This window comes from Sphingomonas sp., from assembly GCF_035944535.1.
Lineage (GTDB): Bacteria > Pseudomonadota > Alphaproteobacteria > Sphingomonadales > Sphingomonadaceae > Sphingomonas_B.
Genome location: NZ_DASZBC010000006.1, coordinates 394,809 through 419,356 on the forward strand (window position 1 = coordinate 394,809; position 24,548 = coordinate 419,356).

General features: G+C 64.5%; 27 protein-coding genes. 22 read left to right on the forward strand and 5 right to left on the reverse strand.

Going from position 1 to position 24,548, the window contains the following annotated elements; genetic code table 11:
* The first annotated feature begins 221 nt into the window (after positions 1-221).
* Complete coding sequence (locus VGT77_RS06760) at positions 222-662, forward strand: PH domain-containing protein (protein ID WP_327460834.1); 441 nt, start codon at positions 222-224, stop codon at positions 660-662.
* Between the two features lie 102 nt (positions 663-764).
* Here VGT77_RS06760 and VGT77_RS06765 read toward each other — a convergent pair whose 3' ends face one another.
* A complete protein-coding gene (locus VGT77_RS06765; protein ID WP_327460836.1) occupies positions 765-1,859 on the reverse strand; it encodes a dipeptidase in 1,095 nt (364 codons plus the stop codon).
* Between the two features lie 101 nt (positions 1,860-1,960).
* Positions 1,961-2,683, reverse strand: a complete 723-nt coding sequence (locus VGT77_RS06770) for a DUF72 domain-containing protein (RefSeq protein WP_327460838.1) — start codon at positions 2,681-2,683, stop codon at positions 1,961-1,963.
* A 2-nt stretch (positions 2,684-2,685) separates the two neighbouring features.
* Here VGT77_RS06770 and thiE point away from each other — a divergent pair, with 2 nt between their 5' ends.
* Positions 2,686-3,348, forward strand: a complete 663-nt coding sequence (gene thiE, locus VGT77_RS06775; protein WP_327460840.1) for a thiamine phosphate synthase — start codon at positions 2,686-2,688, stop codon at positions 3,346-3,348.
* On the opposite strand, the gene VGT77_RS06780 is transcribed toward thiE, so the two are convergent.
* Entirely contained in the window at positions 3,345-3,530 is a 186-nt protein-coding gene (locus VGT77_RS06780) for a hypothetical protein (RefSeq protein ID WP_327460841.1), read from the reverse strand. The two genes, thiE and VGT77_RS06780, sit on opposite strands and share 4 nt — an antisense overlap.
* A 155-nt stretch (positions 3,531-3,685) precedes the next feature.
* Here VGT77_RS06780 and VGT77_RS06785 point away from each other — a divergent pair, with 155 nt between their 5' ends.
* The 4 genes from VGT77_RS06785 (at position 3,686) to VGT77_RS06800 (ending at position 6,799) form a co-directional block, all read left to right on the forward strand.
* Positions 3,686-4,720: a L,D-transpeptidase family protein gene (locus VGT77_RS06785; protein ID WP_327460843.1), complete on the forward strand. Its 1,035-nt coding sequence runs from the start codon at positions 3,686-3,688 to the stop codon at positions 4,718-4,720.
* A 3-nt stretch (positions 4,721-4,723) separates the two neighbouring features.
* Positions 4,724-5,290 (forward strand): M23 family metallopeptidase, encoded by a 567-nt coding sequence (locus tag VGT77_RS06790; protein ID WP_327460845.1) that lies wholly within the window; start codon positions 4,724-4,726, stop codon positions 5,288-5,290.
* 39 nt (positions 5,291-5,329) lie between these two features.
* Complete coding sequence (gene efp, locus VGT77_RS06795; RefSeq protein ID WP_327460847.1) at positions 5,330-5,893, forward strand: elongation factor P; 564 nt, start codon at positions 5,330-5,332, stop codon at positions 5,891-5,893.
* 105 nt (positions 5,894-5,998) lie between these two features.
* Positions 5,999-6,799 (forward strand): inositol monophosphatase family protein, encoded by an 801-nt coding sequence (locus VGT77_RS06800; RefSeq protein ID WP_327460849.1) that lies wholly within the window; start codon positions 5,999-6,001, stop codon positions 6,797-6,799.
* A gap of 119 nt (positions 6,800-6,918) precedes the next feature.
* On the opposite strand, the gene VGT77_RS06805 is transcribed toward VGT77_RS06800, so the two are convergent.
* Together VGT77_RS06805 and VGT77_RS06810 are read right to left on the reverse strand one after the other, a co-directional pair.
* Positions 6,919-7,140 (reverse strand): WGxxGxxG family protein, encoded by a 222-nt coding sequence (locus VGT77_RS06805; protein WP_327460851.1) that lies wholly within the window; start codon positions 7,138-7,140, stop codon positions 6,919-6,921.
* 15 nt (positions 7,141-7,155) lie between these two features.
* A complete protein-coding gene (locus VGT77_RS06810) occupies positions 7,156-7,374 on the reverse strand; it encodes a WGxxGxxG family protein (protein WP_327460853.1) in 219 nt (72 codons plus the stop codon).
* Positions 7,375-7,526: 152 nt separating this feature from the next.
* On the opposite strand from VGT77_RS06810, the gene ndhC reads away from it, so the two are divergent.
* From ndhC to VGT77_RS06890, 16 genes are all read left to right on the forward strand, one after another.
* Positions 7,527-7,904 (forward strand): NADH-quinone oxidoreductase subunit A, encoded by a 378-nt coding sequence (gene ndhC / locus VGT77_RS06815; protein ID WP_327460855.1) that lies wholly within the window; start codon positions 7,527-7,529, stop codon positions 7,902-7,904.
* Positions 7,895-8,446, forward strand: coding sequence for a NuoB/complex I 20 kDa subunit family protein (locus VGT77_RS06820; RefSeq protein WP_414713361.1), 552 nt, complete (start codon positions 7,895-7,897; stop codon positions 8,444-8,446). Before ndhC ends, VGT77_RS06820 begins: the two co-directional genes overlap by 10 nt.
* 145 nt (positions 8,447-8,591) lie before the next feature.
* Positions 8,592-9,482 (forward strand): NADH-quinone oxidoreductase subunit C, encoded by an 891-nt coding sequence (locus tag VGT77_RS06825; protein ID WP_327460857.1) that lies wholly within the window; start codon positions 8,592-8,594, stop codon positions 9,480-9,482.
* A 110-nt stretch (positions 9,483-9,592) separates the two neighbouring features.
* Entirely contained in the window at positions 9,593-10,828 is a 1,236-nt protein-coding gene (locus tag VGT77_RS06830) for an NADH-quinone oxidoreductase subunit D (protein ID WP_327460859.1), read from the forward strand.
* Positions 10,828-11,499, forward strand: a complete 672-nt coding sequence (locus tag VGT77_RS06835) for an NAD(P)H-dependent oxidoreductase subunit E (RefSeq protein WP_327460861.1) — start codon at positions 10,828-10,830, stop codon at positions 11,497-11,499. Before VGT77_RS06830 ends, VGT77_RS06835 begins: the two co-directional genes overlap by 1 nt.
* A 117-nt stretch (positions 11,500-11,616) precedes the next feature.
* Positions 11,617-12,915 (forward strand): NADH-quinone oxidoreductase subunit NuoF, encoded by a 1,299-nt coding sequence (nuoF, locus tag VGT77_RS06840; RefSeq protein ID WP_327460863.1) that lies wholly within the window; start codon positions 11,617-11,619, stop codon positions 12,913-12,915.
* A gap of 86 nt (positions 12,916-13,001) precedes the next feature.
* Positions 13,002-13,667 carry a hypothetical protein gene (locus VGT77_RS06845; protein ID WP_327460865.1) on the forward strand — a complete coding sequence of 222 codons (666 nt, stop codon included), beginning with the start codon at positions 13,002-13,004 and terminating at the stop codon, positions 13,665-13,667.
* Positions 13,668-13,806: 139 nt separating this feature from the next.
* Positions 13,807-15,807: an NADH-quinone oxidoreductase subunit NuoG gene (nuoG, locus tag VGT77_RS06850; protein WP_327460866.1), complete on the forward strand. Its 2,001-nt coding sequence runs from the start codon at positions 13,807-13,809 to the stop codon at positions 15,805-15,807.
* Between the two features lie 144 nt (positions 15,808-15,951).
* Positions 15,952-17,007: an NADH-quinone oxidoreductase subunit NuoH gene (nuoH, locus tag VGT77_RS06855; protein ID WP_327460928.1), complete on the forward strand. Its 1,056-nt coding sequence runs from the start codon at positions 15,952-15,954 to the stop codon at positions 17,005-17,007.
* Positions 17,004-17,489, forward strand: a complete 486-nt coding sequence (gene nuoI / locus VGT77_RS06860; protein WP_327460868.1) for an NADH-quinone oxidoreductase subunit NuoI — start codon at positions 17,004-17,006, stop codon at positions 17,487-17,489. The genes nuoH and nuoI overlap by 4 nt, the downstream gene beginning before the upstream one ends.
* 15 nt (positions 17,490-17,504) lie before the next feature.
* Entirely contained in the window at positions 17,505-18,113 is a 609-nt protein-coding gene (locus VGT77_RS06865; protein WP_327460870.1) for an NADH-quinone oxidoreductase subunit J, read from the forward strand.
* A gap of 97 nt (positions 18,114-18,210) precedes the next feature.
* The gene (gene nuoK, locus VGT77_RS06870; RefSeq protein ID WP_327460872.1) at positions 18,211-18,516 is read left to right on the forward strand and encodes an NADH-quinone oxidoreductase subunit NuoK; all 306 of its coding nucleotides are present in this window, start codon (positions 18,211-18,213) and stop codon (positions 18,514-18,516) included.
* Entirely contained in the window at positions 18,513-20,579 is a 2,067-nt protein-coding gene (gene nuoL / locus VGT77_RS06875) for an NADH-quinone oxidoreductase subunit L (RefSeq protein WP_327460874.1), read from the forward strand. Before nuoK ends, nuoL begins: the two co-directional genes overlap by 4 nt.
* A gap of 139 nt (positions 20,580-20,718) precedes the next feature.
* On the forward strand, positions 20,719-22,227 hold the full coding sequence (locus tag VGT77_RS06880) for an NADH-quinone oxidoreductase subunit M (protein WP_414713364.1): 1,509 nt from the start codon (positions 20,719-20,721) through the stop codon (positions 22,225-22,227).
* 93 nt (positions 22,228-22,320) lie between these two features.
* Positions 22,321-23,763 (forward strand): NADH-quinone oxidoreductase subunit NuoN, encoded by a 1,443-nt coding sequence (gene nuoN, locus VGT77_RS06885; RefSeq protein WP_327460877.1) that lies wholly within the window; start codon positions 22,321-22,323, stop codon positions 23,761-23,763.
* Positions 23,763-24,461: a biotin--[acetyl-CoA-carboxylase] ligase gene (locus VGT77_RS06890; protein WP_327460930.1), complete on the forward strand. Its 699-nt coding sequence runs from the start codon at positions 23,763-23,765 to the stop codon at positions 24,459-24,461. Before nuoN ends, VGT77_RS06890 begins: the two co-directional genes overlap by 1 nt.
* The last annotated feature ends 87 nt before the right edge of the window (positions 24,462-24,548 follow it).

The window sequence follows — 24,548 nt, forward strand, 5'->3', positions numbered from 1 at the left end:
AGGTCACGGGACGTCAGGCGTGCAGGTTGTGCAGGATGTGCGGCTGAACTCGAAAGATTGGGTGATCTTCACGACTCAAAGGGCTGTTCGGCCCCGTTAGGCTAACGCGCAGCGACGCGAGTAGGACAGCGAAACTTCAGACTCGCTCCGTTTCGGATCGATTGTCGCTTGCCCGTGCGCAGTGCCGCGTCAGTCTGTCCTTCGCAGCAGGGGGAGCGGCGGTGGAGCAAACGATCATCAGGTTCAGGCCCAGCACATCGCGCTGGCTGGTCGGAAGCTTCGCGGGCTGGACGAGCCTGATCCTGTGTGCGGTTGGCGTCGGTGTCGTGCTGATCGCGATGCGCTGGTGGCGCAATGTCGGCTCGCGCTACGAGCTGACCGATCAGCGCCTGCGGCTGCGGCTCGGCATCATCTTCCAGAAGGAGGATGAGATCGAGCTGTTCCGCATCCGCGAGCTCGGCATGGATTGTTCGCTGCTGAACCGGATGGCCGGGATCGGTACCATTTCAATCCGGTCCACGGACGCCACGACGCACCGCGCGCCCTATTATCTGCCCGACATCCCGGCCGCCTCGGAGATACGGGAGACGATGCGGACGCTCGTCAATCGCTCGCGCGGGCGGAACCGGGTGCGTGAGGTAGAGACGGGAGGTGCGTTCTAGCTATTCTGCTCGTCATCCCCGCGAAAGCGGGGACCCAGAATGGAGTAGTGAAGAAAGAAGAAGCTGGTTCCCCCCTTTCGCGGGGATGACGAAGAGAGGTGCTCAAGCACCCCAAGCGTCGCGATAGACCCTGAGGAAGTTGCCGCCGAATAATTTCTCCAGCCGGGACGTCGACCAGCCGCGGCGGGCGAGGGCGTCGGCGAGGCGCTGGAAGCGGTCGAGGCTGTTATAGTCGGCGACAAGCGGGAAGACGTCCGGCCCCTCGCCCGGTGCCGCGATGCCGGCGTCCGCGCGGGTCTTATGCCATTCGCGGTTCTGCCGGCGCGCTTCGTCGTCGATCACGCGGGCGAGCACGCCATTGTCGGTGCCAATGCCGATGTGATCCTCGCCGGCAACCTTGGCGACATGCTCGATGTGCCGGATCAGGTCTTCGCCCTTCGGTTGGCTGTCGAGGGTCAGGAACGGCATGAAATAGACGCCGATCACGCCGCCCTTGTGGGCGACCGCCTTGATCGTCTCGTCGGCGGTGTTGCGGGGATGGTCGGTGAGCGCTCGGGCGGCGGTGTGGCTGATGACGAGCGGGCGCTTGGCGTGCGCCGCCGCCTCGGCCATCGTGCGGGCGCCGCCATGGCTCAGGTCCAGCAGCAGCTTCTCGGCCTCGATGCGCTCGATCGTCGCACGGCCGAGTTTCGACAATCCGGCATTGGCCGGCTCGAGCGACCCGTCTCCGCACAGATTGCGATTATTGTAGGTCAGCTGGACGGTCATCACGCCGTCCTTCTTCAGCTGCGCCAGCCGATCGAGCACCGGGCCCACCATGCAAGTGTCCTGCGTGCCGATGAGCACGCCGAATTTGCCTTCGCGCTTGGCCCTCACGATATCAGCTGCCGTGCGGACGAGGATCAGCCGGTCGGTGTTGGCGGCGAGCTCGTCCTGTTTCTCCTTGATGGCCTTTTGGTAGTCGCCCCAGGGATCGGCGACATTGCCGACCGGGAAGACGGTATCGCGCAGCATGGTTACGCCGGTGGCCTGCATCTCCTTCCATGCGCGGTCGCTCAGCCGTGCGACGCCGTTCGGACCATAGGGATCGCGCACGCCGCCCAGAGCATCGATGACGATGGCGCGGCCATACCATCCGCGGCCGCCCTGCGCGAAGGCGGGGCGGGCAACCGCCGCTGCCGCGGCCCCAAGGATCATCGACCGGCGACTGACGCGCATATGCATTCTCCCCATGATTTGTGCCGGTGTGCGCTGCCGCCCTGATGCCGACAAGTGCCGAAAGTCAGGCTCGGATCTGCTTAGAGTTCTTCGATCAACCGCCGCAGAGCCTTGGCGTCGGAGATGGCGTGCGCGTGGATGTCGTTGTTGAAATAGGCCCAGACCGTGCGGCCTTTCGCCTCCTCGGCGCGCATCCATTCGGCCCAGCCGGCCAGCGCTTCTTCGGAGTAGCGGCCCCAATATTTGCCTGAGGCGCCGTGGAAGCGGACATAGGCAGTGGTGCCGGCCGCTCCGCGTTGCGTGGCCAGTCCGGGCATGTCGTGGGCGCAGAAGCCGATGCCGCGGCTGTCGAGCAGGGCCAGCACCTCCGGCTCCAGCCAGCTCGGCTCGCGAAACTCGAAGACATGGGTGAGGTCGGCGGGCAGCAGGTCCAGGAAGCGTTCCAGGCGGTCGCGATCGAAGCGCCAGCGGGGCGGCAGTTGGTAGAGGATCGGGCCGAGCCTCTCACCCAGATTGCGCGCACGGCCCAGGAACTCGGCCATGCTCTCGTCGCAGTCCTTCAGCTTGCGCATGTGGGTGATGAAGCGCGGCGCTTTGATCGCGTAGCAAAAGCCTGGGGTCGCCTGGTCTCGCCATTTGGCTAAGGTGCTCGCTTCGGGCAGGCGGTAGAAGCTGGCGTTCACCTCGACCGTGTCGAAATGCGCCGCATAGTGATCGAACCAGCGCTTGACGGGAAGGCGATCGGGATAGAACACCCCGCGCCAATGCCGGTAGTTCCAGCCGGAGCAGCCGATACGGATCATCGATGGTCAACGAGTCATTCGCCGAACTGTTCGCGCGCGACGAAGAGCGCGGACCTTGCCAGCTTTACCTGATCTCGCCGCTGGAAGTGGGCGGTGCCTTTCCCGAGCGTCTGAAGCGGGCGCTGGACGCGGCGCCGGTCGCCGCGTTCCAGTTCCGGGTAAAGGGCGTGGACCAGCATCAGGCCGCGGCGATGGCCGAGCCGCTGCTCACGATCTGCAAGGAGCGGGACGTCGCCTTCATCGTCAACGACTCGATCAGCTTGGCGAAGCGGATCGGGGCGGACGGTGTCCATCTCGGTCAGGATGACGGCGATCCGCGTGACGCCCGGCGCGTGCTCGGGCCCGGGGCCCAGATCGGCGTCACGGCGCATGACAGCAAGCATCTGGCGATGGAGGCCGGGGAGGCGGGCGCCGACTATGTGGCGTTCGGCAGTTTCTATCCGACGACCACCAAGGAAGTGCGCCATCATCCGGAGCCGGCAATCCTTGGCTGGTGGTCGACGATCTTCGAGATACCGTGCGTCGCGATCGGCGGCATCACGCCTGTCAATGCGCGGCCGCTGATCGAGGCCGGCGCGGATTTTCTGGCGGTGTGCGGTGGGGTGTGGAACGCGCCCGAAGGCGAGGCAGCGGCGGTGAAGAGGTTCGCCGAACTGTTCGGCTAGGCGGCGCTCGGCCGGTTTCCGCGGTCGTTGGCGACGTGGAAGCGGGCGGCGAACTGCTCCACGCTGGGGCAGCCGACGGGGCGGTAGATGCGCAGCTCAAGCCCGTCGGAGCGGGCGATGCCGAACCGGCCCGCCGCCGGAGCAGTCGGATTGGTCCTATCGTCGTTGGCGAAGCTACGCACGTGATCAACTCCTATGGCGGGGCCGATACGCTGGTCCTGCCGAGTCGTATTGCACAGAAGCGACGAATCCGCTGTGACGGGCGACAAAGCTGCACGTCTGGAAAGAATGGCCGCACCTCGCGTTTGACCTGGATCAAATAAGGAGGTGCGCACGCGTGCAGAAGATCCTGATGCTGTTGGGAGTGGGTTCGGTTTCGGCCATGGCGGCGGCGTTGTCGGCGCAGCCGGCAAGGCAGGCGCCCCCGGCAGAGACCAACCAGGCCGTGACGTCCGATCCTGGTATCGACCGCACGATCATGCACGTTCAGGTGATCCTCGACCGGCTGGGTTTCTCCCCCGGCGTGATCGACGGCAAGGAAGGCGAGTCGCTGAAGCTTGCCCTGCGCGGGTTCCAGCAAGCGCGCGGGCTGCAGGTAACCGGCAAGATCGACCAGCCGACGCTGCGAACTCTCCATCAATATCGTGCCATTCGCCCGACGACCTTGGTCCGCATCTCCCAGATCGACCTCGCAGGGCCGTTCACCAATCCCATCCCGAAGGATCCGGAGCAGCAGGCGAAGCTGCCTTGTCTCTGCTACCGGACGGCGCTCGAGAAGATCGCCGAGCGCTTTCACACCACGCCCGCGACGCTGCTGGCGCTGAATAGCCCCGACACGCCGTTGCGCGCCGGCCAGCCGATCGTGGTGCCGAGCGCGCTACCCTATACGCGCGACTATAAGGTCAAGGACGAGAAGGCGCGCGAGCTGCTGTCCGCGCTCAACGTCAATGCCGAGCAGCCGCAGGGCGACCGCGTGGTGGTCGACAAGTCGGACGGCGTGCTGCGCGTCTTCAACGGCGAGCGGCTAATCGCGCAGTTCCCGGCGACGATGGGATCGGAACGCGATCCGCTGCCGCTCGGCGAGTGGAAGATCACCGCGCACAGCTATATGCCCCCCTGGCATTATCAGCCGGCAATCCTGAAGAAAGCGGACAAGAGCGATCCCGAGCTGATGATCAAGCCGGGACCGAATAATCCGGTCGGCGTCGCCTGGCTCGACCTGTCCAAGGAACATTATGGCATCCACGGCACGGCCGACCCGAACACCATCGGCCGGGCGGAATCGAACGGCTGTATCCGCTTGACCAACTGGGACGTGGCGCGTCTATCGCTGATGGTGAAGCCCGGCACACGGGCGACCTTTCAGGAGTAGCCCTTGACGCGCCTCGGCTGGATCCTGCTGCTGCTGTTTGTGCTGGCAGGGGTGGCGCTCGGGCTGATGCTGAACCCCGGCGGCGAGGCAGATGAGCCGGCGCCTTCGGTCGCTGCCGCGCCGGCGGACGGCCTCGTCATCCCCGTTGCAGGCATCAAGCCGCAGCAGCTGACCGACAGCTGGGGTGACAGCAGAGGCGGGGGGTCACGCCGGCATAATGCCATCGACATCATGGCGCCCAAGGGCACACCCGTGGTCGCCGCGGCGCCGGGCCTGGTCGAGAAGCTGTTCGACAGCGTCAATGGCGGGCGCACCGTCTATGTCCGCAGCAATGACGGCACCACCGTCTATTACTATGCGCATCTCGACAGCTATCGCTACGGGCTGCGGGAAGGGCAGCGGGTCGGCGCCGGCGACGTGATCGGCACGGTGGGCTCCACCGGCAGCGCGAGCGAGGATGGGCCGCACCTTCATTTCGAGGTGAAGCGGATGGATCGCGGCGAACGCTGGCATCAGGGGCGGGAGGTAAATCCCTATCCGCTGCTTGCCGGCAAAGCCGCCGCTCGCTAGAGGCCGCGCCACTTTCCAGTCTTTCTCAAGGTCGGTCACATGAAGATCAGCGGCGTGGACATCCGTCCCGGCAACATCATCGAATTCGAGGGCGGGCTGTGGCGCGCGGTCAAGATCCAGCATACGCAGCCGGGCAAGGGCGGCGCCTATATGCAGGTCGAGATGAAGAACCTGATCGACGGCCGCAAGACCAACAACCGCTTCCGCTCGGACGAGCGGGTCGAGCGGGTCCGGCTCGACACCAAGGACTTTCAGTTCCTTTATCGCGACGGCGACATGCTCGTCTTCATGGACAAGGACAATTACGACCAGATCTCGCTGCCGGCCGACATGCTGGGCGACGAGGAGGCGTTCCTGCAGGACGGCATGGACGTGGTGCTGGAGCTGCACGAGGAAAAGCCGATCTCCGTGCAGCTGCCCGATCAGATCGAAGCGACCATCGTCGAGGCCGACGCAGTGGTGAAGGGGCAGACGGCCTCCTCCAGCTACAAGCCCGCCGTGCTCGACAATGGCGTGCGCGTGATGGTGCCGCCGCACATCGCCAGCGGAACCCGGATCGTGGTCGATGTTTACAACAAGGAATATGTCCGCCGCGCGGACTAAGCTGTGAGAGCGTAACCTAGACCCGCTCGTGTCGAGCGAAGTAGAGATACGCTTGTCATTGCACCAATGTCTCTCGACTTCGCTCGAGACGAACGGAGTTTGGCATTGCCCAGTCATTCAGGCCTTTTGACCGTCATGGAGCGCGCCGCGCGCAAGGCGGCGCCGCGGCTGCGGCGCGACTTCAACGAAGTGCAGCATTTGCAGGTCTCACGCAAAGGCCCGGCCGATTTCGTCAGCCAGGCGGATCAGCGCGCCGAGCGCACGCTCTATGAGGAACTGAAAAAGGCGCGGCCCGACTGGGGTTTCCTGATGGAAGAAGCGGGCGAGATCGAAGGCGATCCGTCCAAGCCGCGTTGGATCGTCGATCCCTTGGACGGCACCTCCAACTTCCTGCACGGCATTCCGCACTTCGCCATCTCGATCGCGGTGCAGGAGCCGTCCGGCGAAGTGACCAGCGGCATCGTCTATCAGCCGCTGACCGACGAGAGCTTCTGGGCGGAAAAGGGCAGGGGCGCCTGGCTGCAGGATCAGCGCCTGCGCGTGTCCTCGCGCCGCGACTTGGCCGACGCGCTCATCGCGACCGGCATCCCGTACAAGGGCCATGGCGACTTGGCGCAGTGGAGCCGCATCTTCGGCGCGGTGGCGCCTGAAGTTGCCGGCATCCGGCGGCTGGGATCGGCGGCGCTAGATCTCGCCTGGGTGGCGGCCGGGCGATATGACGGCTTCTGGGAGAGCGGCCTTCAGCCTTGGGACGTGGCGGCCGGCGTGCTGCTGGTCCGCGAGGCGGGCGGCTTCGTCACCGACTTTCGCGGCGGCGAGCGGATCATGGAGCGCAACGAATTCCTCGCCGCGAACGACGGCCTCCACTCCCGCCTACACAAGCTGGTCGCGGGCGCACTGCGCTGATCATTTTTCACGCGTCATTCCTGCGAAAGCGGGAACCCAGATTTCTTGTGGCCCTTCGGGCGGCTGGGCCCCTGCTTTCGCGGGATGACGAAATCAGACAAACGGCCCCGCCGCCTCCCTTAGCGGTTGGTGCGGTTGTCTATGTTGACATGGTCGTGGCGCTTGCGCGGGATCAGTCCCGCCAGGCCGAGCAGGCCGAGCAGGCCCCAGGGGAAGTCGTTATCGTCTTCCGGCGGCGGCGTTCCATAGGACGTGTCGACCGCGGCATTCGACTGGGCCGAGGCCATTCCGGGCACGAACAGGGCGGTGGCGATTGCGAAGGCTAACAGTGGCTTTCTCATCTCGGCGATCCTCGATCAGCGGTTGACGTGATGGGTGTCGTTGCGCCGGCGCAGGCCGAGCAGACCGGCAAGCCCGAGCAGGCCCAGCAGACCGATCGGGAAATCGTCGCCTTGCCCCTCGGAATAGCGTTCCTGCGTTTCGGTTGCGGTGCTGGTGTCGTTGCCGGTCTGCTGCGCCATTGCAGCGGCCGGCAGCGCCAATGCTGCAAGCAGCACGGGAGCAAATATCTTCATGGCATCCTCCTGTTCACGACCGCCCGCAGGCGGCGTGCGGGTCGGAACGGGTGGTGCGAGTCCGGGGTTCCATTCCGTGGCGGGTCGAAACTGTTGCGTCGCACCAAGCAGCGGCCTAGATGCCCGCCCAAGTTCCTGTCGGAGTTCCCTTGATGGCGTCCGTCGCCGCCGGCTATCTGCCGATCCTATTATTCCTGGGCGTGGCGCTGCTGCTGTCCAGCGCATTCGTGTTCCTGCCGATCGTGGCCGCGCGCTTTACCGGCTCGCACAAGCCGTATCCGGAAAAGCTCAGCGAATATGAGTGCGGCTTTCCGGCCTTTGAGGACAGCCGCAGCCAGTTCGACGTGCGCTTCTATCTGGTCGCCATTCTGTTCATAATCTTCGACCTGGAAGCGGCCTTCCTCTTTCCCTGGGCGGTTTCTCTGATGGGCACCGGCTGGGCGGCCTGGTGGGCGATGATGATCTTCCTGGGCGAGCTGGTGCTCGGCTATATCTATGCGTGGAAGAAGGGAGCGCTCGAATGGGAGTGATGCTCTCGCCGGCCGAAAACAAGTTCCCGTCTGAGGGGACGCTGCCGGACCAGAACTATTTCAACGACCTCAACTCCGAGCTGTCGGACAAGGGCTTTCTCGTTACCTCGACCGAGGACCTGTTCCAATGGGCGCGGACTGGGTCGCTGTGGTGGATGACCTTTGGCCTTGCCTGCTGCGCGGTCGAGATGATCCACGTCAACATGCCGCGTTACGATCTGGAGCGGTTCGGCGTTGCCCCACGCGCCTCCCCGCGCCAGTCCGACGTGATGATCGTCGCGGGCACGCTCTGCAACAAAATGGCTCCCGCGCTGCGCCGGGTCTATGACCAGATGTCGGAGCCCAAATACGTGATTTCGATGGGATCCTGCGCGAACGGCGGCGGCTATTACCATTATAGCTACTCGGTGGTGCGCGGCTGCGACCGCATCGTGCCGGTGGACATTTATGTGCCAGGCTGCCCGCCGACGGCCGAGGCCTTGCTCTACGGCATCATGCAGCTGCAGCGAAAGATACGCCGCGAGGGGACGATCGAGCGGTGAGGGCGCAGACTGAAATCCTCCCCGGGACGGGGAGGGGGACCATGCGGAGCATGGTGGAGAGGTCCCTCCACCTGTGCCGGTCCCTGCCCCCCCTCCACCACGCGCTGGCGCGCGCGGTCCCCCTCCCCGTGCCAGGGAGGATCGGATGCTGAGCCCGGCCCCACGCATCGCGTCGAATGAGGGCGTGATCGACGCTGTCCGGTCTGCACTGGGCGGGGCGGTGCTCGATGCCGTCGAGCACGTGTACGAGGTCACGCTGATCGTCGATCGCGACAGCCTGGTTGAGACGATGAGGACGCTGCGCGACCAGTTCGCCTATCAGCAGCTGATGGAGATTGCCGGCGTCGACTATCCGTCGCGGCCCGAGCGGTTCGAAGTCGTCTATCACCTGCTTTCGGTGACCAGGAACCACCGAATCCGCGTCAAGGTTTCGACGGACGAGGACACGCCGGTGCCGAGCGTGACGGGCCTGTGGCCAGTCGCCGGCTGGCTCGAGCGGGAGGCGTACGACATGTATGGCATCCTGTTCGACGGCAATCCGGACCTGCGCCGCATCCTCACCGACTATGGCTTTCGCGGGCATCCGCTGCGCAAGGACTTCCCGATGACGGGCTATGTCGAGATGCGCTATTCCGAAGAGCATAAGCGCGTCATCTACGAGCCGGTGAAGCTGGCGCAGGACTTCCGGGCGTTCGACTTCACCTCGCCTTGGGAAGGCGCCGAATATGTGCTGCCGGGCGACGAAAAGGCCGTGCCGGAAGCCAAGGGTGCGCCGACGCCCCTGACCGCGGATCAGATATCGAAGGCAGGAACCGTCACCAGCACTGCCGCGAAGCCGCCGGTCGAGGAAGTAAAGGTCACCGAGTCGGTCAAGGAGACGGGCGCCGGCCAGCCGCACCCCGGCAACCAGCCGCAGGAAAAGCCGGTGCAGAAGGACGGCGCTCCCGCCGAGCCGCCTGCCGACAAGGCGCAGCCGGAGACCGCCGAGCCGGTCCCGCCGCGCACCACCGACCTGCCGGAGGGCAAGAATGGCTGAGATTACGCGTTCCCCGGCGCAGGCCGGGGTCCAGCTCACGCGCCGTGAGCCAGGAGTAAACTGGGCCCCGGCCTTCGCCGGGGAACAGAGTGTTGTGTACGAGGTGCGTCATGGCTGAGGCACTCGACACCCTTCGGCGCGAGATCGAACCCGGCGACCAGAATGCCGGCGACGTCGAGATTCAGAATTACACGATCAACTTCGGCCCGCAGCATCCGGCTGCGCACGGCGTGCTGCGCCTGGTGCTGGAGCTGGACGGCGAGATCATCGAGCGGGTCGACCCGCATGTCGGCCTGCTTCATCGCGGCACCGAGAAGTTCATCGAGAACAAGACCTACCTACAGTCGGTACCCTATTTCGACCGGCTCGATTACGCGTCGCCGATGAGCCAGGAATATTCCTACGTCCTGGCGATCGAGAAATTGCTCGACCTCGAAGTCCCGCTGCGGGCGCAATATCTCCGCGTGTTCTGGGCCGAGCTGACGCGCATCAAGAACCATTTGCTGAACCTCGGCTCGCACATCATGGACGTCGGCGCGATGACGCCGAACCTGTGGCTGTTCGAGCTGCGCGAAGACCTGATGAACTTCTATGAGCGGGTGTCGGGCGCGCGCATGCATGCGGCCTATTTCCGCCCGGGCGGGGTGCATCAGGATGCGCCGCTGAAGCTGCTCGCGGACATTGGCGACTGGCTCGACAAGCGCCTGCCGCGCCTGTTCGGCGACGCGATCAGCCTGGTCGCCGACAACCGCATCTTCAAGCAGCGCAACGTCGACATCGCGACCGTCAGCAAGGAAGACGCGCTCGCCTGGGGCTTTTCCGGGCCCATGATCCGCGGCGCGGGCATTCCGTGGGATCTGCGCAAGTCGCAACCCTATGACGTGTACGACCGGATGGACTTCGAGGTGCCGGTCGGCACCCGTGGCGATTGCTACGACCGGTTCATGGTGCGCGTTCAGGAAGTCTATCAATCCGCGCGGATCATGAAGCAGTGCCTGAACGAGATGCCGGACGGGCCGATCGCCAGCCTCGACCGCAAGGTGGTGCCGCCGAAGCGCGGCGAGATGAAGCGCTCGATGGAAGCGCTGATCCACCACTTTAAGCTCTACACCGAAGGCTTTCACGTGCCGGCCGGCGAAGTCTATGTCGCGACCGAAAGCCCCAAGGGCGAGTTCGGCGTGTATCTGGTCTCCGACGGCTCGAACAAACCCTGGCGCTGCAAGATCCGCCCGACCGCCTTCAGCCACCTCCAGGCGATGGATTTCATGTGCAAGGGCCATATGCTGGCGGACGTGACCGCGGTGCTGGGCGCGATCGATATCGTTTTTGGTGAATGTGATCGTTGATGGCTGACGCAGTTCAAATCCCGGACGAGGCCGAGGTCCGCGCGCGTTGGGGCGCGTTCGGCTGGACCGCCGCCAATGAGGAGAAGGCGCGCGAGATCATCGGTCGCTATCCGGCGGGGCGGCAGCAATCGGCGATTATGCCTTTGCTGTTCCTGGCGCAGAATCAGGTCGGCGTTGAGACGAACACGGCCGGCTGGCTGCCGATCCCGGTGATCGAGTTCGTCGCCAGGTTCCTCGATATGCCGTTCATCCGGGCATACGAAGTCGCGACCTTCTACACCATGTACAATCTGGGGCCGGTGGGTCGCTTCCATGTGCAGGTTTGCGGGACGACGCCGTGCATGCTGCGCGGCTCCGACGACGTGTTCCGGGCGTGCCATGAGCGCGGGCTGAAGAAGGGCTCGACCACCGCGGACGGGCTGTTCACGCTGAGCGAGGTCGAGTGCCTCGGCGCATGCGCCAATGCGCCGATGGTGCAGATCAACGACGACAATTACGAAGACTTGACGTTCGATAGCACGCTGGCCGTGCTCGACGCGCTGGCGAGGGGCGAGCAACCGAAGACCTTGTCGCAGATCGGCCGCCAGACCAGCGCGCCTGAGGGTGGGCCGACCACGCTGCAGGCGATGGTCTCGGAAAATCACGATTACAGGTCGGAGTGGGCGGCGTGACGCGCAGCTTCTCCGTCATTGCGAGCGCAGCGAAGCAATCCAGTGCGGCGCCCCGCTCTCCGGATTGCCGCGTCGCTGCGCTCCTCGCGATGACGAGTATATTTGAGGTTTCGGCACGTGCTCGCTGACAAGGACCGCATCTTCACCAACCTCTACGGCTATCAGGATTGGCGCATCGACGCGGCCATCGCCCGTGGCGATTGGGACGATACCAAGAGCCTGATGCTGAAGGGTCAGGACGGCATCATCGATGAGGTGAAGGCATCGGGGCTGCGCGGGCGGGGCGGGGCCGGCTTCCCCACGGGAATGAAGTGGAGCTTCATGCCCAAAGAGCCGAAGCCCGGCAAACCGAGCTTCCTCGTCATCAACGCCGACGAGTCCGAGCCGGGCAGCTGCAAGGATCGCGAGATCATCCGCCACGATCCGCACAAGCTGATCGAAGGCGCGCTGATCGCCGGCTTCGCGATGCGGGCCCGGGCGGCCTATATCTACATCCGCGGCGAATATATCCGCGAGGCGGAGACGCTGTTCGCGGCCGTGGCCGAAGCCTATGACCGCGGCTTTCTCGGCAAGAACGCGGCGGGCTCCGGCTACGACTTCGACGTGTTCGTCCACCGCGGCGCCGGCGCCTATATCTGCGGCGAAGAAACCGCGATGATCGAGAGCCTGGAGGGCCATAAGGGCCAGCCGCGGTTGAAGCCGCCCTTTCCGGCGGGCGCGGGTCTCTATGGTTGCCCGACGACGGTCAACAATGTCGAATCCATCGCGGTGGTGCCGACGATCCTGCGGCGCGGCGCGGCCTGGTTCGCCAGCTTTGGGCGGCCGAAGAACGAAGGCACCAAGCTTTTCCAGATCAGCGGCCATGTGAACAGGCCGACCGTCGTCGAAGAGGCGATGAGCATCCCGTTCCGAGAGCTGATCGAGAAGCATTGCGGCGGCATTCGCGGCGGCTGGGACAATCTGCTGGCGGTGATCCCCGGCGGCTCGTCCGTGCCCCTGGTGCCAGCGCACGAGATTATCGACTGCCCGATGGACTTCGATGCTTTGAAGGACCTGAAATCCGGCCTTGGCACCGCCGCGATCATCGTCATGGACAAGTCGACCGACATCGTCCGCGCGATCAGCCGCCTCAGCTATTTCTACAAGCATGAGAGCTGTGGCCAGTGCACGCCGTGCCGCGAAGGCACCGGCTGGATGTGGCGCGTGATGGAGCGCTTACGCGAAGGCAATGCCGAGATCGAAGAGATCGACATGCTGGAGGAAGTCACCAAGCAGGTCGAAGGCCACACCATCTGCGCGCTCGGCGACGCCGCCGCCTGGCCGATCCAGGGTCTAATCCGCCACTTCCGCCCCGAGATCGAGCGCCGCATTATCGAGAAGCGCGGCGCGTCCCTACTGGCCCAGGCCGCGGAATAGACTCCTCTTTCCAAAGCCCTGCCTCGGGCGCATGATGTGTGCGCAACGAACGGGCGTTTCGACGCTCGAAATGGAGGAGGGTTCAGATGGGGAAGCTGCTCATTCTCGGCATTCTGGCAGTTTCAGCGTCGGCGCCGCCGGCTCAGGCGAACATTCCCAGCCCGGCCAAGGCTGCTGCCGAACTGGGCAAGTGCATCGTCAAGGCGGACCGGGGTGCGGCCGTTTCGCTCCTCAAGACCCTGCCGCTCTCGGGCAACCAGGTCGACTGGTCGGCGGCTTCGCTCGGTGGAGCCGGCAAGTGCCGGAACGCCGCTACGGAGACAGTCTCGATTTCGGCTTTGCGCGGCGGCATCGCGCAGGAGCTATACAAGCGGGACTTTGCCGATTTTGGCATGCAGCCCCAGCGGGCCGTCTATGACCTCGCAAGCTTCAAGCTACCGGTCGAAAAGGATCTCATGGGCGCGGAGGATCCTGCCAAGACGCTGTTCCTCACCGCCGATTGCGTGGCGCGCAGCAATCCGCAGGGCGCCGAGAAGCTGATCAAGAGCGAGCCCGCGTCCGAAGTCGAAGGCCGGATTTTCGACTCTCTGGCGCCGTGGCTCTCCGCCTGCCAAGGCGCGGCGCGCATGGCCTATGGCCGTGGCGAGCTAAGGAGCGCGATCGCGCAGGCCGCTTATCACGTGTCGGCGCGCTATTGGGCGGGCCAGATGACCAACAAGGGTCCGGAACTGGGACCCGAAGGGTTGCGGTAAACAGCCGTTCCGGGCGCAGGCCGGGGCCTAGTCGCCACCGCCAACGCTCCCCGGCCCTTACCGGGGAGCAAGCATGTGGTTCGACCCTTGCCCCGCCCGGAACCCCCGTCTAGAGGCTCGGCCCGGAGCCTGATTTCTAATGCCTAAACTCACCGTCGACGGGATCGAGGTCGAAGTCCCTCAGGGCGCGACCATACTCCAGGCCTGCGAAGCCGCGGGCAAGGAAATCCCGCGCTTCTGCTATCACGAGCGCCTCGCCATTGCCGGCAATTGCCGCATGTGTCTGGTCGAGGTGAAACCGGGGCCGCCCAAGCCCCAGGCCAGCTGCGCGCTGCCCGCCGCCGACAATCAGGAAGTCCGCACCGACAGCCTGATGGTCAAAAAGGCGCGGGAAGGGGTGATGGAGTTCCTCCTGATCAACCACCCGCTCGACTGCCCGATCTGCGATCAGGGCGGCGAGTGCGACCTGCAGGACCAGGCCATGGCCTATGGCCGCGGCTTTTCGCGCTTCGACGAGAATAAGCGCGCGGTCACCGACAAATATATGGGCCCGATCATCAAGACCTCGATGAACCGGTGCATCCAGTGCACGCGCTGCGTGCGCTTTGCCGAGCAGGTCGCGGGCGTCGAGGAGATCGGCGCGATCGGCCGCGGCGAGAATATGCAGATCACGACGTACCTCGAAAAGACGCTGACCAGCGAGCTGTCCGGGAATGTCGCCGATCTCTGCCCGGTCGGCGCGCTGCTGCAAAAGCCACAAAGCTTTGAGGCGCGGCCGTGGGAGCTGAAGAAGACGCCCTCCATCGACGTGCATGACGCGGTCGGATCGAACGTCCGGCTCGACAGCCGCGGGCGGCAGGTGATGCGCGTGCTGCCGCGCATCAACGAGGATGTGAACGAGGAGTGGCTGTCGGACAAATCGCGCCACGCTATCGATGGCATGGTCCGGCGCCGGTTGGACAAAGTGTTCGTGCGTCGGAACGGCAAGCTCGCACATGCGAGCTGGCAGGACGCGTTCGGCGAGATCGCGAAGCACGCGGATGGCGGCATGGCGGCGATTGCCGGCGACCTCGTCGACTGCGAGACCATGTATGCGGCGAAGGCGCTGCTGCGGTCCTTCGGTTCGTCGTTGCTCGAAGGGCGGCAGACGGGCTTGGCTTACGACACCAGCAGCCTTGCGGCGGTTAACTTCAACACGACTATCGCCGGCATCGAGGAAGCCGACGCGATCCTGCTGATCGGCACCAACCCGCGGCTCGAAGCGCCGCTGGTCAATACGCGCATCCGCAAAGCGATGCGTCGCGGTGCCCGGGTGTTTGGGATCGGCCCGGAGGTGGACCTCACCTATAAGGTGAACTGGCTCGGCAATGACGCGGCGCTCGTCGGCAAGCTGCCGGCGGAGGTAACCAACGCGTTCGCGGCGGCGTCGCGCCCGGCCGTGATTGTCGGAGGGGCTGGGCTGAAGGCGGCGCAAGGCGCGAGCCTGGCGCTGGCCAAGTCGCTGAACCTCGTTCGTCACGATTGGAACGGGTTCAACGCGCTGCATTTCTCCGCAGCACGGATGGGCGGGCTGATGCTCGGCTATGCGCAGCCCGGTGGCATCCGCGCGGTCTTCTCGGCGGCGCCGAAGCTCACTTTCCTGCTGGGCGCTGACGAAGTCGATTTCGGGCAGCTCGCCGGCAGCTTCAAAGTCTATATCGGTCATCACGGCGACAAGGGCGCTCACCACGCGGACGTGATCCTGCCCGCCGCATCCTATGTCGAAAAGAGCGGCACCTATGTGAACCTGGAAGGCCGGGTTCAGGTCGCACAGAAGGCTGTCTTCCCCCCCGGCGAAGCACGCGAGGATTGGAAAATCTTCCGGGCGCTGTCCGATGTGCTCGGCAAGCCGCTGCCGTTCGACACGCTCGAAGGCCTCCGCGCAGCAATGGTCGCCGAAGTACCCGCGCTCGGCCTTGACGGCGCGATCGCTCCGTTCGAATGGAGCCCGCCGTCGCTGTCCACCGAGGGCTCGGGCCCGATGTCCTACCCGATCGCCGACTTCTACATGACCAACGCGATCTGCCGTGCAAGCCCCACGATGCAACGCTGCTCGGCCGAGATCACGCACGGCCAGGACTTTGCGGAGGCGGCGGAGTGATGGGCACTTCTCAGATCCTCCCCGGGACGGGGAGGGGGACCATGCGCAGCATGGTGGAGGGGGGCCTCCACCTGCACCGGTCCCAGTCCCCCCTCCACCACCGCTTTGCGGCGGTCCCCTTCCCGTCCCGGGGAGGATCTGATGATGACTGACTTCTTCGCCTCCTATCTGGGCTATGAAGGCGGCTGGTTCGTAGCGACGCTGATCGGGATCTTGCTGATCGCGCTGCCGCTGATGCTGGCGGTGGCGATGATCATCTATGTCGATCGCAAGGTCTGGGCGGCGATGGCGCTACGGCGTGGGCCGAACGTAGTCGGGCCCTTCGGTCTGCTGCAGAGCTTTGCCGACGGGCTGAAGGTGTTCCTGCAGGAAACCATCATCCCGACAGCGGCGAACAAGGGCCTGTTCCTGCTGGCGCCGATTATCACCTTCACGGTGGCGCTGATGGCCTGGGCGGTGATCCCGTTCGGCCCGGAGATGGTGCTCGCCAACATAAATGTCGGGCTGCTCTACATTCTCGCCATCTCGTCCCTGGGCGTTTACGGAGTGATCATCTCGGGCTGGTCCTCCAACTCGAAATACCCGTTTTACAGTGCGTTGCGCGCCGCTGCTCAGATGGTGAGTTACGAGGTCTCCATTGGCTTCGTCCTGATCTCAGTCGTGCTCTGGGCCGGCACCTTTAACCTGCAGGGCATCATCGACGCGCAGCGTGGCCATATCTTCGGCATCTTCAACGGCTTCGTGCTGAACCCGCTGCTCTTTCCAATGTGGGTTGTGTTCCTGATCTCCTCCATGGCGGAGACGGCGCGGACGCCGTTCGACGTGACCGAAGCGGAGTCGGAACTGGTCGCCGGCTATCAGACAGAATATTCGTCGATGGCTTTCGCGCTCTTCTGGCTCGGCGAATACGCCAATGTGCTGCTGATGTGCGCGCTGAATGCCATCCTGTTCTGGGGCGGCTGGTTGCCGCCGCTCAACATCGACCTGATCCCCTGGTTCGACATTCCCGGCATCATCTGGCTATTCGCCAAGATCTTCTTCTTCTTCTTCATATTCAGCTGGGTCCGCGCGACCGTCCCGCGCTACCGCTACGACCAGATCATGCGGCTGGGCTGGAAGATCTTCCTGCCGCTGTCGATCATGTGGGTGTTCCTCGTGTCGGGCTTCCTGATGCTGACCCGCTACCAAGGTGTTTCATGAGCCTCGCCCAACACATCAAGGCGTTCACGCTATGGGAGTTTCTGAAGGCGCATGCGCTGACGCTGCGTTACTTCTTCAAGCCCAAGGCGACGATCAACTACCCCTATGAGCGCAACCCCTTAAGCCCGCGCTTCCGCGGCGAGCATGCGTTGCGCCGTTACCCGAACGGCGAAGAGCGCTGCATCGCCTGCAAGCTGTGCGAGGCGATCTGCCCGGCGATGTGCATCACGATCGAGTCGGAACCACGCGAGGACGGCAGCCGCCGCACCACGCGCTACGACATCGACATGACCAAGTGCATCTATTGCGGGCTGTGCCAGGAAGCCTGCCCGGTGGACGCCATCGTCGAGGGGCCGAACCTCGAATTCTCGACCGAGACGCGCGAGGAGCTGATCTACACCAAGGAGAAGCTGCTCGAGAATGGCGACCGCTGGGAGCGTTCGATCGCGGCGAACCTTGCCGCCGATGCGCCCTATCGTTAAGCGGCCCGCCAACCCATGATCCAGGCCGTCGCCTTCTACCTTTTTTCCGGTGTGATGATCCTGTCGGCGCTGCTGACGATCACCGCACGCAACCCGGTGCACAGCGTGCTGTGGCTGATCCTGGCGTTCTTCAACGCGGCCGGGCTCATGCTTCTGCTGGGCGCGGAGTTCATCGCGATGCTGCTGGTGATCGTCTATGTCGGCGCCGTTGCGGTGCTGTTCCTGTTCGTCGTGATGATGCTCGACATCGACTTCGCCGAGCTGCGGGCGGGCTTCACCCGCTACCTAGGCTTCGGCAGCGTGGTTGCGATCGCGCTGCTGGCGGAGATCATCATCGCCGTGACGATCCGCGGATCGGGCGCCATCGCGCTGGCCGGCCGGTCGGCGACGCCTGCCGGCATGTCGAACATCCAGGCGCTCGGGCAACTGCTTTACACGCGATACCTCTACATCTTCGAAGCCGCCGGCCTGGTGCTGCTGGTGGCGATGATCGGCGCGATCGTGCTCACCCACCGCGATCGCAAGGACTATAGGGCGCAAAACCCCGGCAAGCAGGTGCTGCGGCGCCCCGAGGACGCGACGCGCAACGTCAATCAGCCCGTCGGCGTGGGGGTGGAGCTGTGATGGCCCCCCTTCGCCCGTTCGCTTCGAGCGAAGTCGAGAAGCCGTCGTCGCTAACCAGGGTGTCTCGACTTCGCTCGACACGAACGGAGTTGTTCAAGTGATCGGCCTCAACCACTTCCTGACCGTCTCGGCGATCCTTTTCGTGCTGGGCGTTCTCGGCATCTTCCTCAACCGGAAGAACGTCATCGTCATCCTGATGGCGATCGAGCTGATCCTGCTTGCCGTGAACATCAACCTGGTCGCGTTCAGCGCCTATCTGGGCGACCTGGTCGGCCAGGTGTTCGCCATGTTCGTGCTGACCGTCGCCGCCGGTGAAGCGGCGATCGGGCTCGCCATCCTCGTTATCTACTTCCGCAACCGCGGCACCATCGCGGTCGACGACGCGAACCGGATGCACGGATGATCCAGGCAATCGTCTTCCTGCCGCTGCTGGCGGCGATCGTCTCTGGACTGGGTAATCGCGCCATCGGCAACACCGCCGCCAAGGCGATCACCACAGGCGCGCTGTTCATCTCATGCGCGCTCAGCTGGCCGATCTTCATCGGGTTCCTGACGCACACAGAGCACGCGCATGTCGCGCCGGTGCTGCAGTGGATCAGCTCGGGACCCTTCCAAGTCGATTGGGCGCTACGCGTCGATACGCTGACGGCGGTGATGCTGGTCGTAATCACGACCGTCTCCGCGCTCGTCCACCTCTATAGCTGGGGCTATATGGCGGAGGACGACAGCCAGCCGCGCTTCTTCGCCTATCTGTCGCTTTTCACCTTCGCGATGCTGATGCTGGTGACTGCCGATAACCTGGTCCAGATGTTTTTCGGCTGGGAAGGGGTGGGCCTCGCATCCTATCTGCTGATCGGCTTCTGGTACCATAAGCCGAGCGCCAATGCCGCCGCCATCAAGGCGTTCGTGGTTAACCGTGTCGGTGATTTCGGCTTCATGCTCGGCATTTTCGGCACCTTCTGGGTGTTCGGCACCGTCTCCATTCCGGAGATCCTCGAGCGCGCGCCGACCATGGCCGGCGCGACCGTCGGATTTCTAGGCGGTAGCGTCGACGTGATGACCTTGCTCTGCCTGCTGCTGTTCATCGGCGCGATGGGCAAGTCGGCGCAGCTTGGCCTCCACACTTGGCTGCCCGATGCGATGGAAGGTCCGACGCCGGTCTCCGCGCTGATCCACGCCGCGACGATGGTGACGGCGGGCGTGTTCATGGTCTGCCGCATGTCGCCGATGTTCGAGGCGAGCGACACGGCGCTGACGGTGGTCACGATCGTGGGCGCGGCGACGGCGCTGTTCGCGGCGACGGTCGGCACGACGCAGACCGACATCAAGCGCGTGATCGCCTATTCGACCTGCTCGCAGCTCGGCTACATGTTTTTTGCAGCCGGCGTCGGCGCCTATGGCGCGGCGATGTTCCACCTCTTCACCCACGCCTTCTTCAAGGCGCTGCTGTTCCTGGGCGCAGGCTCGGTGATCCACGCTATGCACCATGAGCAGGACATGCGCTTTTATGGCGGCTTGCGTAAGGAAATCCCGATCACCTTCTGGGCAATGACGCTCGGCACGCTAGCGATCACCGGTGTGGGCGTGGCGGGCGTGTTCGGCTTTGCCGGCTTCTATTCGAAGGACGCAATCCTCGAGGCGGCGTTTGCCAATGGGTCCGACATTGGGGGCGTGGCCTTCGCCGTCGGCGTGTTCGCGGCGCTGCTGACCAGCTTCTATTCCTGGCGGCTCGTCTTCCTGACCTTTTTCGGCACGCCGCGCTGGGCTGCGTCCGAGCATATCCAGCACGCGGTTCATGACGCGCACGATCACCATGGTCACGACAACCCGCCGGCGCAGGAAGATGCGGGGCATACGCCTTCGACCCACCACGCCGCGCATGACGAAGTGCCGCATGGCACCGGCGGTTATCATCCGCATGAGAGCCCCTGGTCGATGCTGGCGCCTCTGGTGCTGCTGTCGGTCGGCGCGGTGCTCGCTGGCTGGGCCTTCCACCATTATTTCCTCGACGCGGAGCATGGCGCGGCGTTCTGGGCCGGCAGCCTGGCGTTCGACGCGCACCTGATGCACGAAATGCACGAGGTGCCGTTGTGGGTGAAGCTCTCGGCCACGGTCGCGATGCTGGTCGGCCTGCTCGTCGCCTGGTGGGCCTATATCAAGGACACGTCGGTGCCGCAGCGTTTCACCGATACGTTTGGCGGCCTCTACAAGTTCTTCCTGCACAAATGGTATTGGGACGAGCTTTATCATCTCGTCTTCGTCCGCCCGGCCTTTGCCGTTGGCCGCTTCTTCTGGAAGCGCGGTGACGAAGGCACGATCGACCGCTTCGGCCCCAATGGCGCCGCCGCCCTTGTCGCCGGCACCAGCCGGGTGAGCGGCCGCCTTCAGTCAGGTTATGTCTATACCTATGCGTTCGTCATGCTGATCGGCCTGGCCGGCCTCGCCACCTGGGCGATCGCGGCATGAACCACAGCCACTTCGTCATTCCCGCGAAAGCGGGAACCCAGTTTTCTATTCCGGCTGCATCCTGCAGGTGGGTCCCCGCTTGCGCGGGGATGACGAGAGAAGAAAAGTGAATCAGCTCGGATTCCCCATTCTCTCGCTAATGCTCGCGGTGCCGACCGCGGCGGCGATTGCGTGCCTGTATCTAAGCGCCGAGAATGCCCGCCGGATTGCGCTCTTCGCCACATTGGTTGATCTGGCGCTCGGCATCCTGCTCTGGGTGACGTTCCGGCAGGGCGAGGGAGCGCCGCAATGGCAGTTCGTCGAGAATGTGCCCGTGTTCGGCCGCTTCGCCTGGGCACTCGGCATCGACGGGATCGCGCTGATGCTGATCATGCTCAGCGTCTTCCTGATGCCGATCTGCATCCTCGCGAGCTGGACCTCGATCGAGAAGCGTGTGCCCGAATATATGGCTGCCTTCCTGATGGTCGAGTTGCTGATGATCGGCACCTTCGCCGCGCAGGACCTGTTCCTGTTCTACATCTTCTTCGAAGCCGGTCTGATCCCGATGTATCTGATCATCGGCATCTGGGGCGGCGCGAACCGCATCTACGCGTCGTACAAGTTCTTTCTCTACACTCTGCTCGGCTCGGTCCTGATGCTGATCGCCATGCTGTGGATGTCGAACTTCGCCGGCACCACCGACATTCCGACGCTGATGGCGACCGACTTCCCCGTCGAGGCGCAGACCTGGCTGTGGCTGGCTTTCTTCGCCAGCTTTGCGGTTAAGGTGCCGATGTGGCCGGTCCACACCTGGCTGCCCGACGCGCACGTGCAGGCACCGACCGCCGGCTCGGTCATCCTGGCCGGCGTGCTACTGAAGCTTGGCGGCTATGGCTTCATCCGCTTCTCGATCCCGATGTTCCCGGAAGCTTCGTCTGAGCTGATCTGGCTGGTGCTGATCCTCTCCGGCATTGCCGTCGTCTACACTTCGCTGGTCGCGCTGGTGCAGGCGGACATGAAGAAGCTGATCGCCTATTCGTCCGTCGCGCACATGGCGATCGTGACCATCGGGCTGTTCGCGTTCAATCGGCAGGGTCTCGAGGGTGCGATGATCGTTATGCTCTCGCACGGCCTGGTCTCGGGCGCGCTCTTCCTCTGCGTCGGCGTGATCTACGACCGGCTGCACACGCGCGAGATCGCGGCCTATGGCGGCCTCTCCAACAACATGCCGCGCTATGCGCTGCTGTTCCTGCTCTTCACCATGGCGTCGATCGGCCTGCCGGGGACGAGCGGTTTCGTCGGCGAGTTCCTGTCGCTGATGGGTGCCTGGCAGGTCTCGACCTGGGCGACCGCGCTCTGCACGACAGGCATCATCCTGGGCGCCGCCTATGCGCTCTACCTTTATTGGCGGATCGCCTTCGGGGTCGCGCGTACGCCAGAGGCGGAGGCGCTGCCGGACTTGAACGGACGCGAGATCGTCAGCCTAGGCGCCATTGCCGCCGTGGTGCTGTGGATGGGCGTCTATCCGGAGAGCTTCCTCGCCCCGATGCGTCAGGACATCGGCGCGCTGGTGCAGCGGATCGACCGTGCCAAGCCCAGCTTCGATCCGGCCTTTGCTGCAGGGACAGCGGCGCACGCCGCCCCGGCCAAGGCGGAGGCGAACCACTGATGTGCGGCTCATTTCGTCATTCCCGCGAAAGCGGGAACCCACCTTCTCTTTGCGACTCCTGGGTCCCCGCTTCCGCGGGGATGACGAGGTAATATGGACTACGGACACAATCTCCTCGTCGCCCTTCCGGAGGTGATCCTCTCATTGGGCGCCATCACGCTGATGATGTGCGCGGCTTATGGCGGCGACAAAGCGTCGCGCTGGATCGGCTGGGCGGCGGTGATCTTCTTCATCGTCGCGGTCTTTGCATCGTTGAACCCGCAAGGCGACGCGTTCGGCGGGCTGTACCGGGCGGACAATTTCTCCGCATTCGCCAAGGTGCTGATCTATTCGGGCGCCGCAGTGGCGGTGGTGCTCGCGCCCGACTATTTCGAGCGCAACGGCGACCGGCTGCGCGCCGAATACCCGGTGCTGATCATGCTCTCGGCCGTGGGCGCAGGCATGATGGTGTCCGCATCCGACCTGCTGACCCTCTATGTCGGCCTGGAGCTGCAGAGCCTGTCGTCCTACGTCCTTGCGAGCTTCATGCGCCGCGACAATCGCTCGGCCGAGGCGGGGCTGAAATATTTCGTTCTCGGCGCGCTCGCCTCCGGCATCCTGCTCTACGGCATCACCTTGCTCTACGGCTTCACGGGCACGACGCAGTTCGACGCCATCGCGCTCGCGTTCGGCGGCGAGGTCTCGACCGGCCTGCTCTTCGGTCTCGTCTTCGTGCTGGCCGGTGTCGCATTCAAGATCGCCGCGGTGCCGTTCCACATGTGGACGCCGGACGTGTACGAAGGCGCGCCAACCCCGGTGACCACGCTCTTCGCTTCGGTCCAGAAAGTGGCTGCGGTGGCGCTGATGGTGCGCGTAACGGTCGAAGCGATGGGGCCGGCTTACGAGGCGTGGCGCCAGATCGTGATTTTCTCGGCGCTGGCCTCAATCGTGCTCGGCGCAGTAGCGGCGATCGGCCAGACCAACATCAAGCGCCTGCTCGCTTATTCGTCGATCAACAATGTCGGCTTTGCCCTGATCGGCCTCGCGGCGGTGCAGCCAGGCCAGCCCGACGGCGTGGCCGCGGTGATGACCTATATGGCGATCTACATCGTCATGACCCTGGGCTCGTTCCTCGTCGTGCTGCAGATGCGCGATGCGGACGGGCGCAATGTCGAGACGATCGCCAGCCTGTCGGGCCTGTCGCGCACCAGTCCTGGCCTGGCGCTGGCGCTCGCCATCTTCATGTTCTCGCTTGCCGGCATTCCGCCCTTGCTCGGTTTCTGGTCGAAGTTCGTGGTGTTCGACGCAGCGGTCCGTGCCGGGCTGTGGCCGCTCGCCGCCATCGGCATCGCGACGTCGGTGATCGGCGCCTATTATTATCTGAAAATCGTCAAGACGATGTACTTCGACGAGCCTGCGCCGGCCTATCGTCCGGTCGATAACAAGGTCGAAGGTGGCTTGATCGCTATCTCGGCCCTCGCGATGTCGCCGCTCGGCTATTTCCTGATCCCGGCGCTGGGCATTGTCAGCGTCAACGCCGCCCGGGCCCTGTTCTGATCGAGATCCGCACGGTCGCAGAGACCGCGTCGACCAATGCCGATATGCTGGTCCTCGCCTCGCGCGGAGCGGCCGACGGGCTCTGGCTGCGCGCGGTCGAACAGACAGCAGGAAGGGGGCGACTGGGCCGTGCCTGGGTGTCGCCGCCCGGCAACCTCTATGCCAGCACCATCGTCCGGCTGCGCCAGACCGATCCTAACCCGGCGACGCTGGCGCTGGTTGCCGCCGTTGCCCTCGATGAGACCTTGCGAGCCTATGGCGCGGAGCCCTGGATCAAATGGCCGAACGACCTGTTCATTGGCGACGCCAAGCTGACCGGCATTCTCCTGGAACGCGGAGGCGATGCGGTGGTGGTCGGCATCGGTGTCAACCTGGCGCACCATCCCGAAGGGCTGGACCGCCCGGTCACCAGCCTGCCTGCTGAAGGCCTTGCCGCGCCAGATCCCGACCTGTTCCTTCACGATCTGGCGGAGGCGTTCGCACGCTGGCTGTCCAGGTGGCGGCTGTCGCTGGACGAAGTACGCCGCCGCTGGCTGGAACGGGCGCATCCGGTCGGGACGGCGCTGTCGGTGCGCTTGCCCGACCAGCCGCCGCTCGAAGGGCTGTTCGACGGGCTGGACGAAAATGGCGGGCTCCGCTTGCGCTTGGCGTCCGGCGAGGCCCGAGTGATCCACGCCGGCGACGTCTTCACAATCTAGTCTTCGTCATTGCTAGGAGCGCAGCGACGAGGCAATCCAGATGGGCGAGTGCGGGGCTGGATTGCTTCGCTTTGCTCGCGATGACGG

Bases quoted from the DNA above. Each gene is read 5' to 3' on its own strand.
- VGT77_RS06765 (WP_327460836.1), bottom strand. From the start codon at position 1,859: ATGATCCTTGGGGCCGCGGCAGCGGCGGTTGCCCGCCCCGCCTTCGCG.
- VGT77_RS06770 (WP_327460838.1), bottom strand. From the start codon at position 2,683: ATGATCCGTATCGGCTGCTCCGGCTGGAACTACCGGCATTGGCGCGGG.
- thiE (WP_327460840.1), top strand. From the start codon at position 2,686: ATGGTCAACGAGTCATTCGCCGAACTGTTCGCGCGCGACGAAGAGCGC.
- efp (WP_327460847.1), top strand. From the start codon at position 5,330: ATGAAGATCAGCGGCGTGGACATCCGTCCCGGCAACATCATCGAATTC.
- VGT77_RS06805 (WP_327460851.1), bottom strand. From the start codon at position 7,140: ATGAGAAAGCCACTGTTAGCCTTCGCAATCGCCACCGCCCTGTTCGTG.
- VGT77_RS06810 (WP_327460853.1), bottom strand. From the start codon at position 7,374: ATGAAGATATTTGCTCCCGTGCTGCTTGCAGCATTGGCGCTGCCGGCC.
- ndhC (WP_327460855.1), top strand. From the start codon at position 7,527: ATGGCGTCCGTCGCCGCCGGCTATCTGCCGATCCTATTATTCCTGGGC.
- VGT77_RS06820 (WP_414713361.1), top strand. From the start codon at position 7,895: ATGGGAGTGATGCTCTCGCCGGCCGAAAACAAGTTCCCGTCTGAGGGG.
- VGT77_RS06825 (WP_327460857.1), top strand. From the start codon at position 8,592: ATGCTGAGCCCGGCCCCACGCATCGCGTCGAATGAGGGCGTGATCGAC.
- VGT77_RS06830 (WP_327460859.1), top strand. From the start codon at position 9,593: ATGGCTGAGGCACTCGACACCCTTCGGCGCGAGATCGAACCCGGCGAC.
- VGT77_RS06835 (WP_327460861.1), top strand. From the start codon at position 10,828: ATGGCTGACGCAGTTCAAATCCCGGACGAGGCCGAGGTCCGCGCGCGT.
- VGT77_RS06845 (WP_327460865.1), top strand. From the start codon at position 13,002: ATGGGGAAGCTGCTCATTCTCGGCATTCTGGCAGTTTCAGCGTCGGCG.
- nuoG (WP_327460866.1), top strand. From the start codon at position 13,807: ATGCCTAAACTCACCGTCGACGGGATCGAGGTCGAAGTCCCTCAGGGC.
- nuoH (WP_327460928.1), top strand. From the start codon at position 15,952: ATGACTGACTTCTTCGCCTCCTATCTGGGCTATGAAGGCGGCTGGTTC.
- nuoI (WP_327460868.1), top strand. From the start codon at position 17,004: ATGAGCCTCGCCCAACACATCAAGGCGTTCACGCTATGGGAGTTTCTG.
- VGT77_RS06865 (WP_327460870.1), top strand. From the start codon at position 17,505: ATGATCCAGGCCGTCGCCTTCTACCTTTTTTCCGGTGTGATGATCCTG.
- nuoL (WP_327460874.1), top strand. From the start codon at position 18,513: ATGATCCAGGCAATCGTCTTCCTGCCGCTGCTGGCGGCGATCGTCTCT.
- VGT77_RS06880 (WP_414713364.1), top strand. From the start codon at position 20,719: ATGCTCGCGGTGCCGACCGCGGCGGCGATTGCGTGCCTGTATCTAAGC.
- nuoN (WP_327460877.1), top strand. From the start codon at position 22,321: ATGGACTACGGACACAATCTCCTCGTCGCCCTTCCGGAGGTGATCCTC.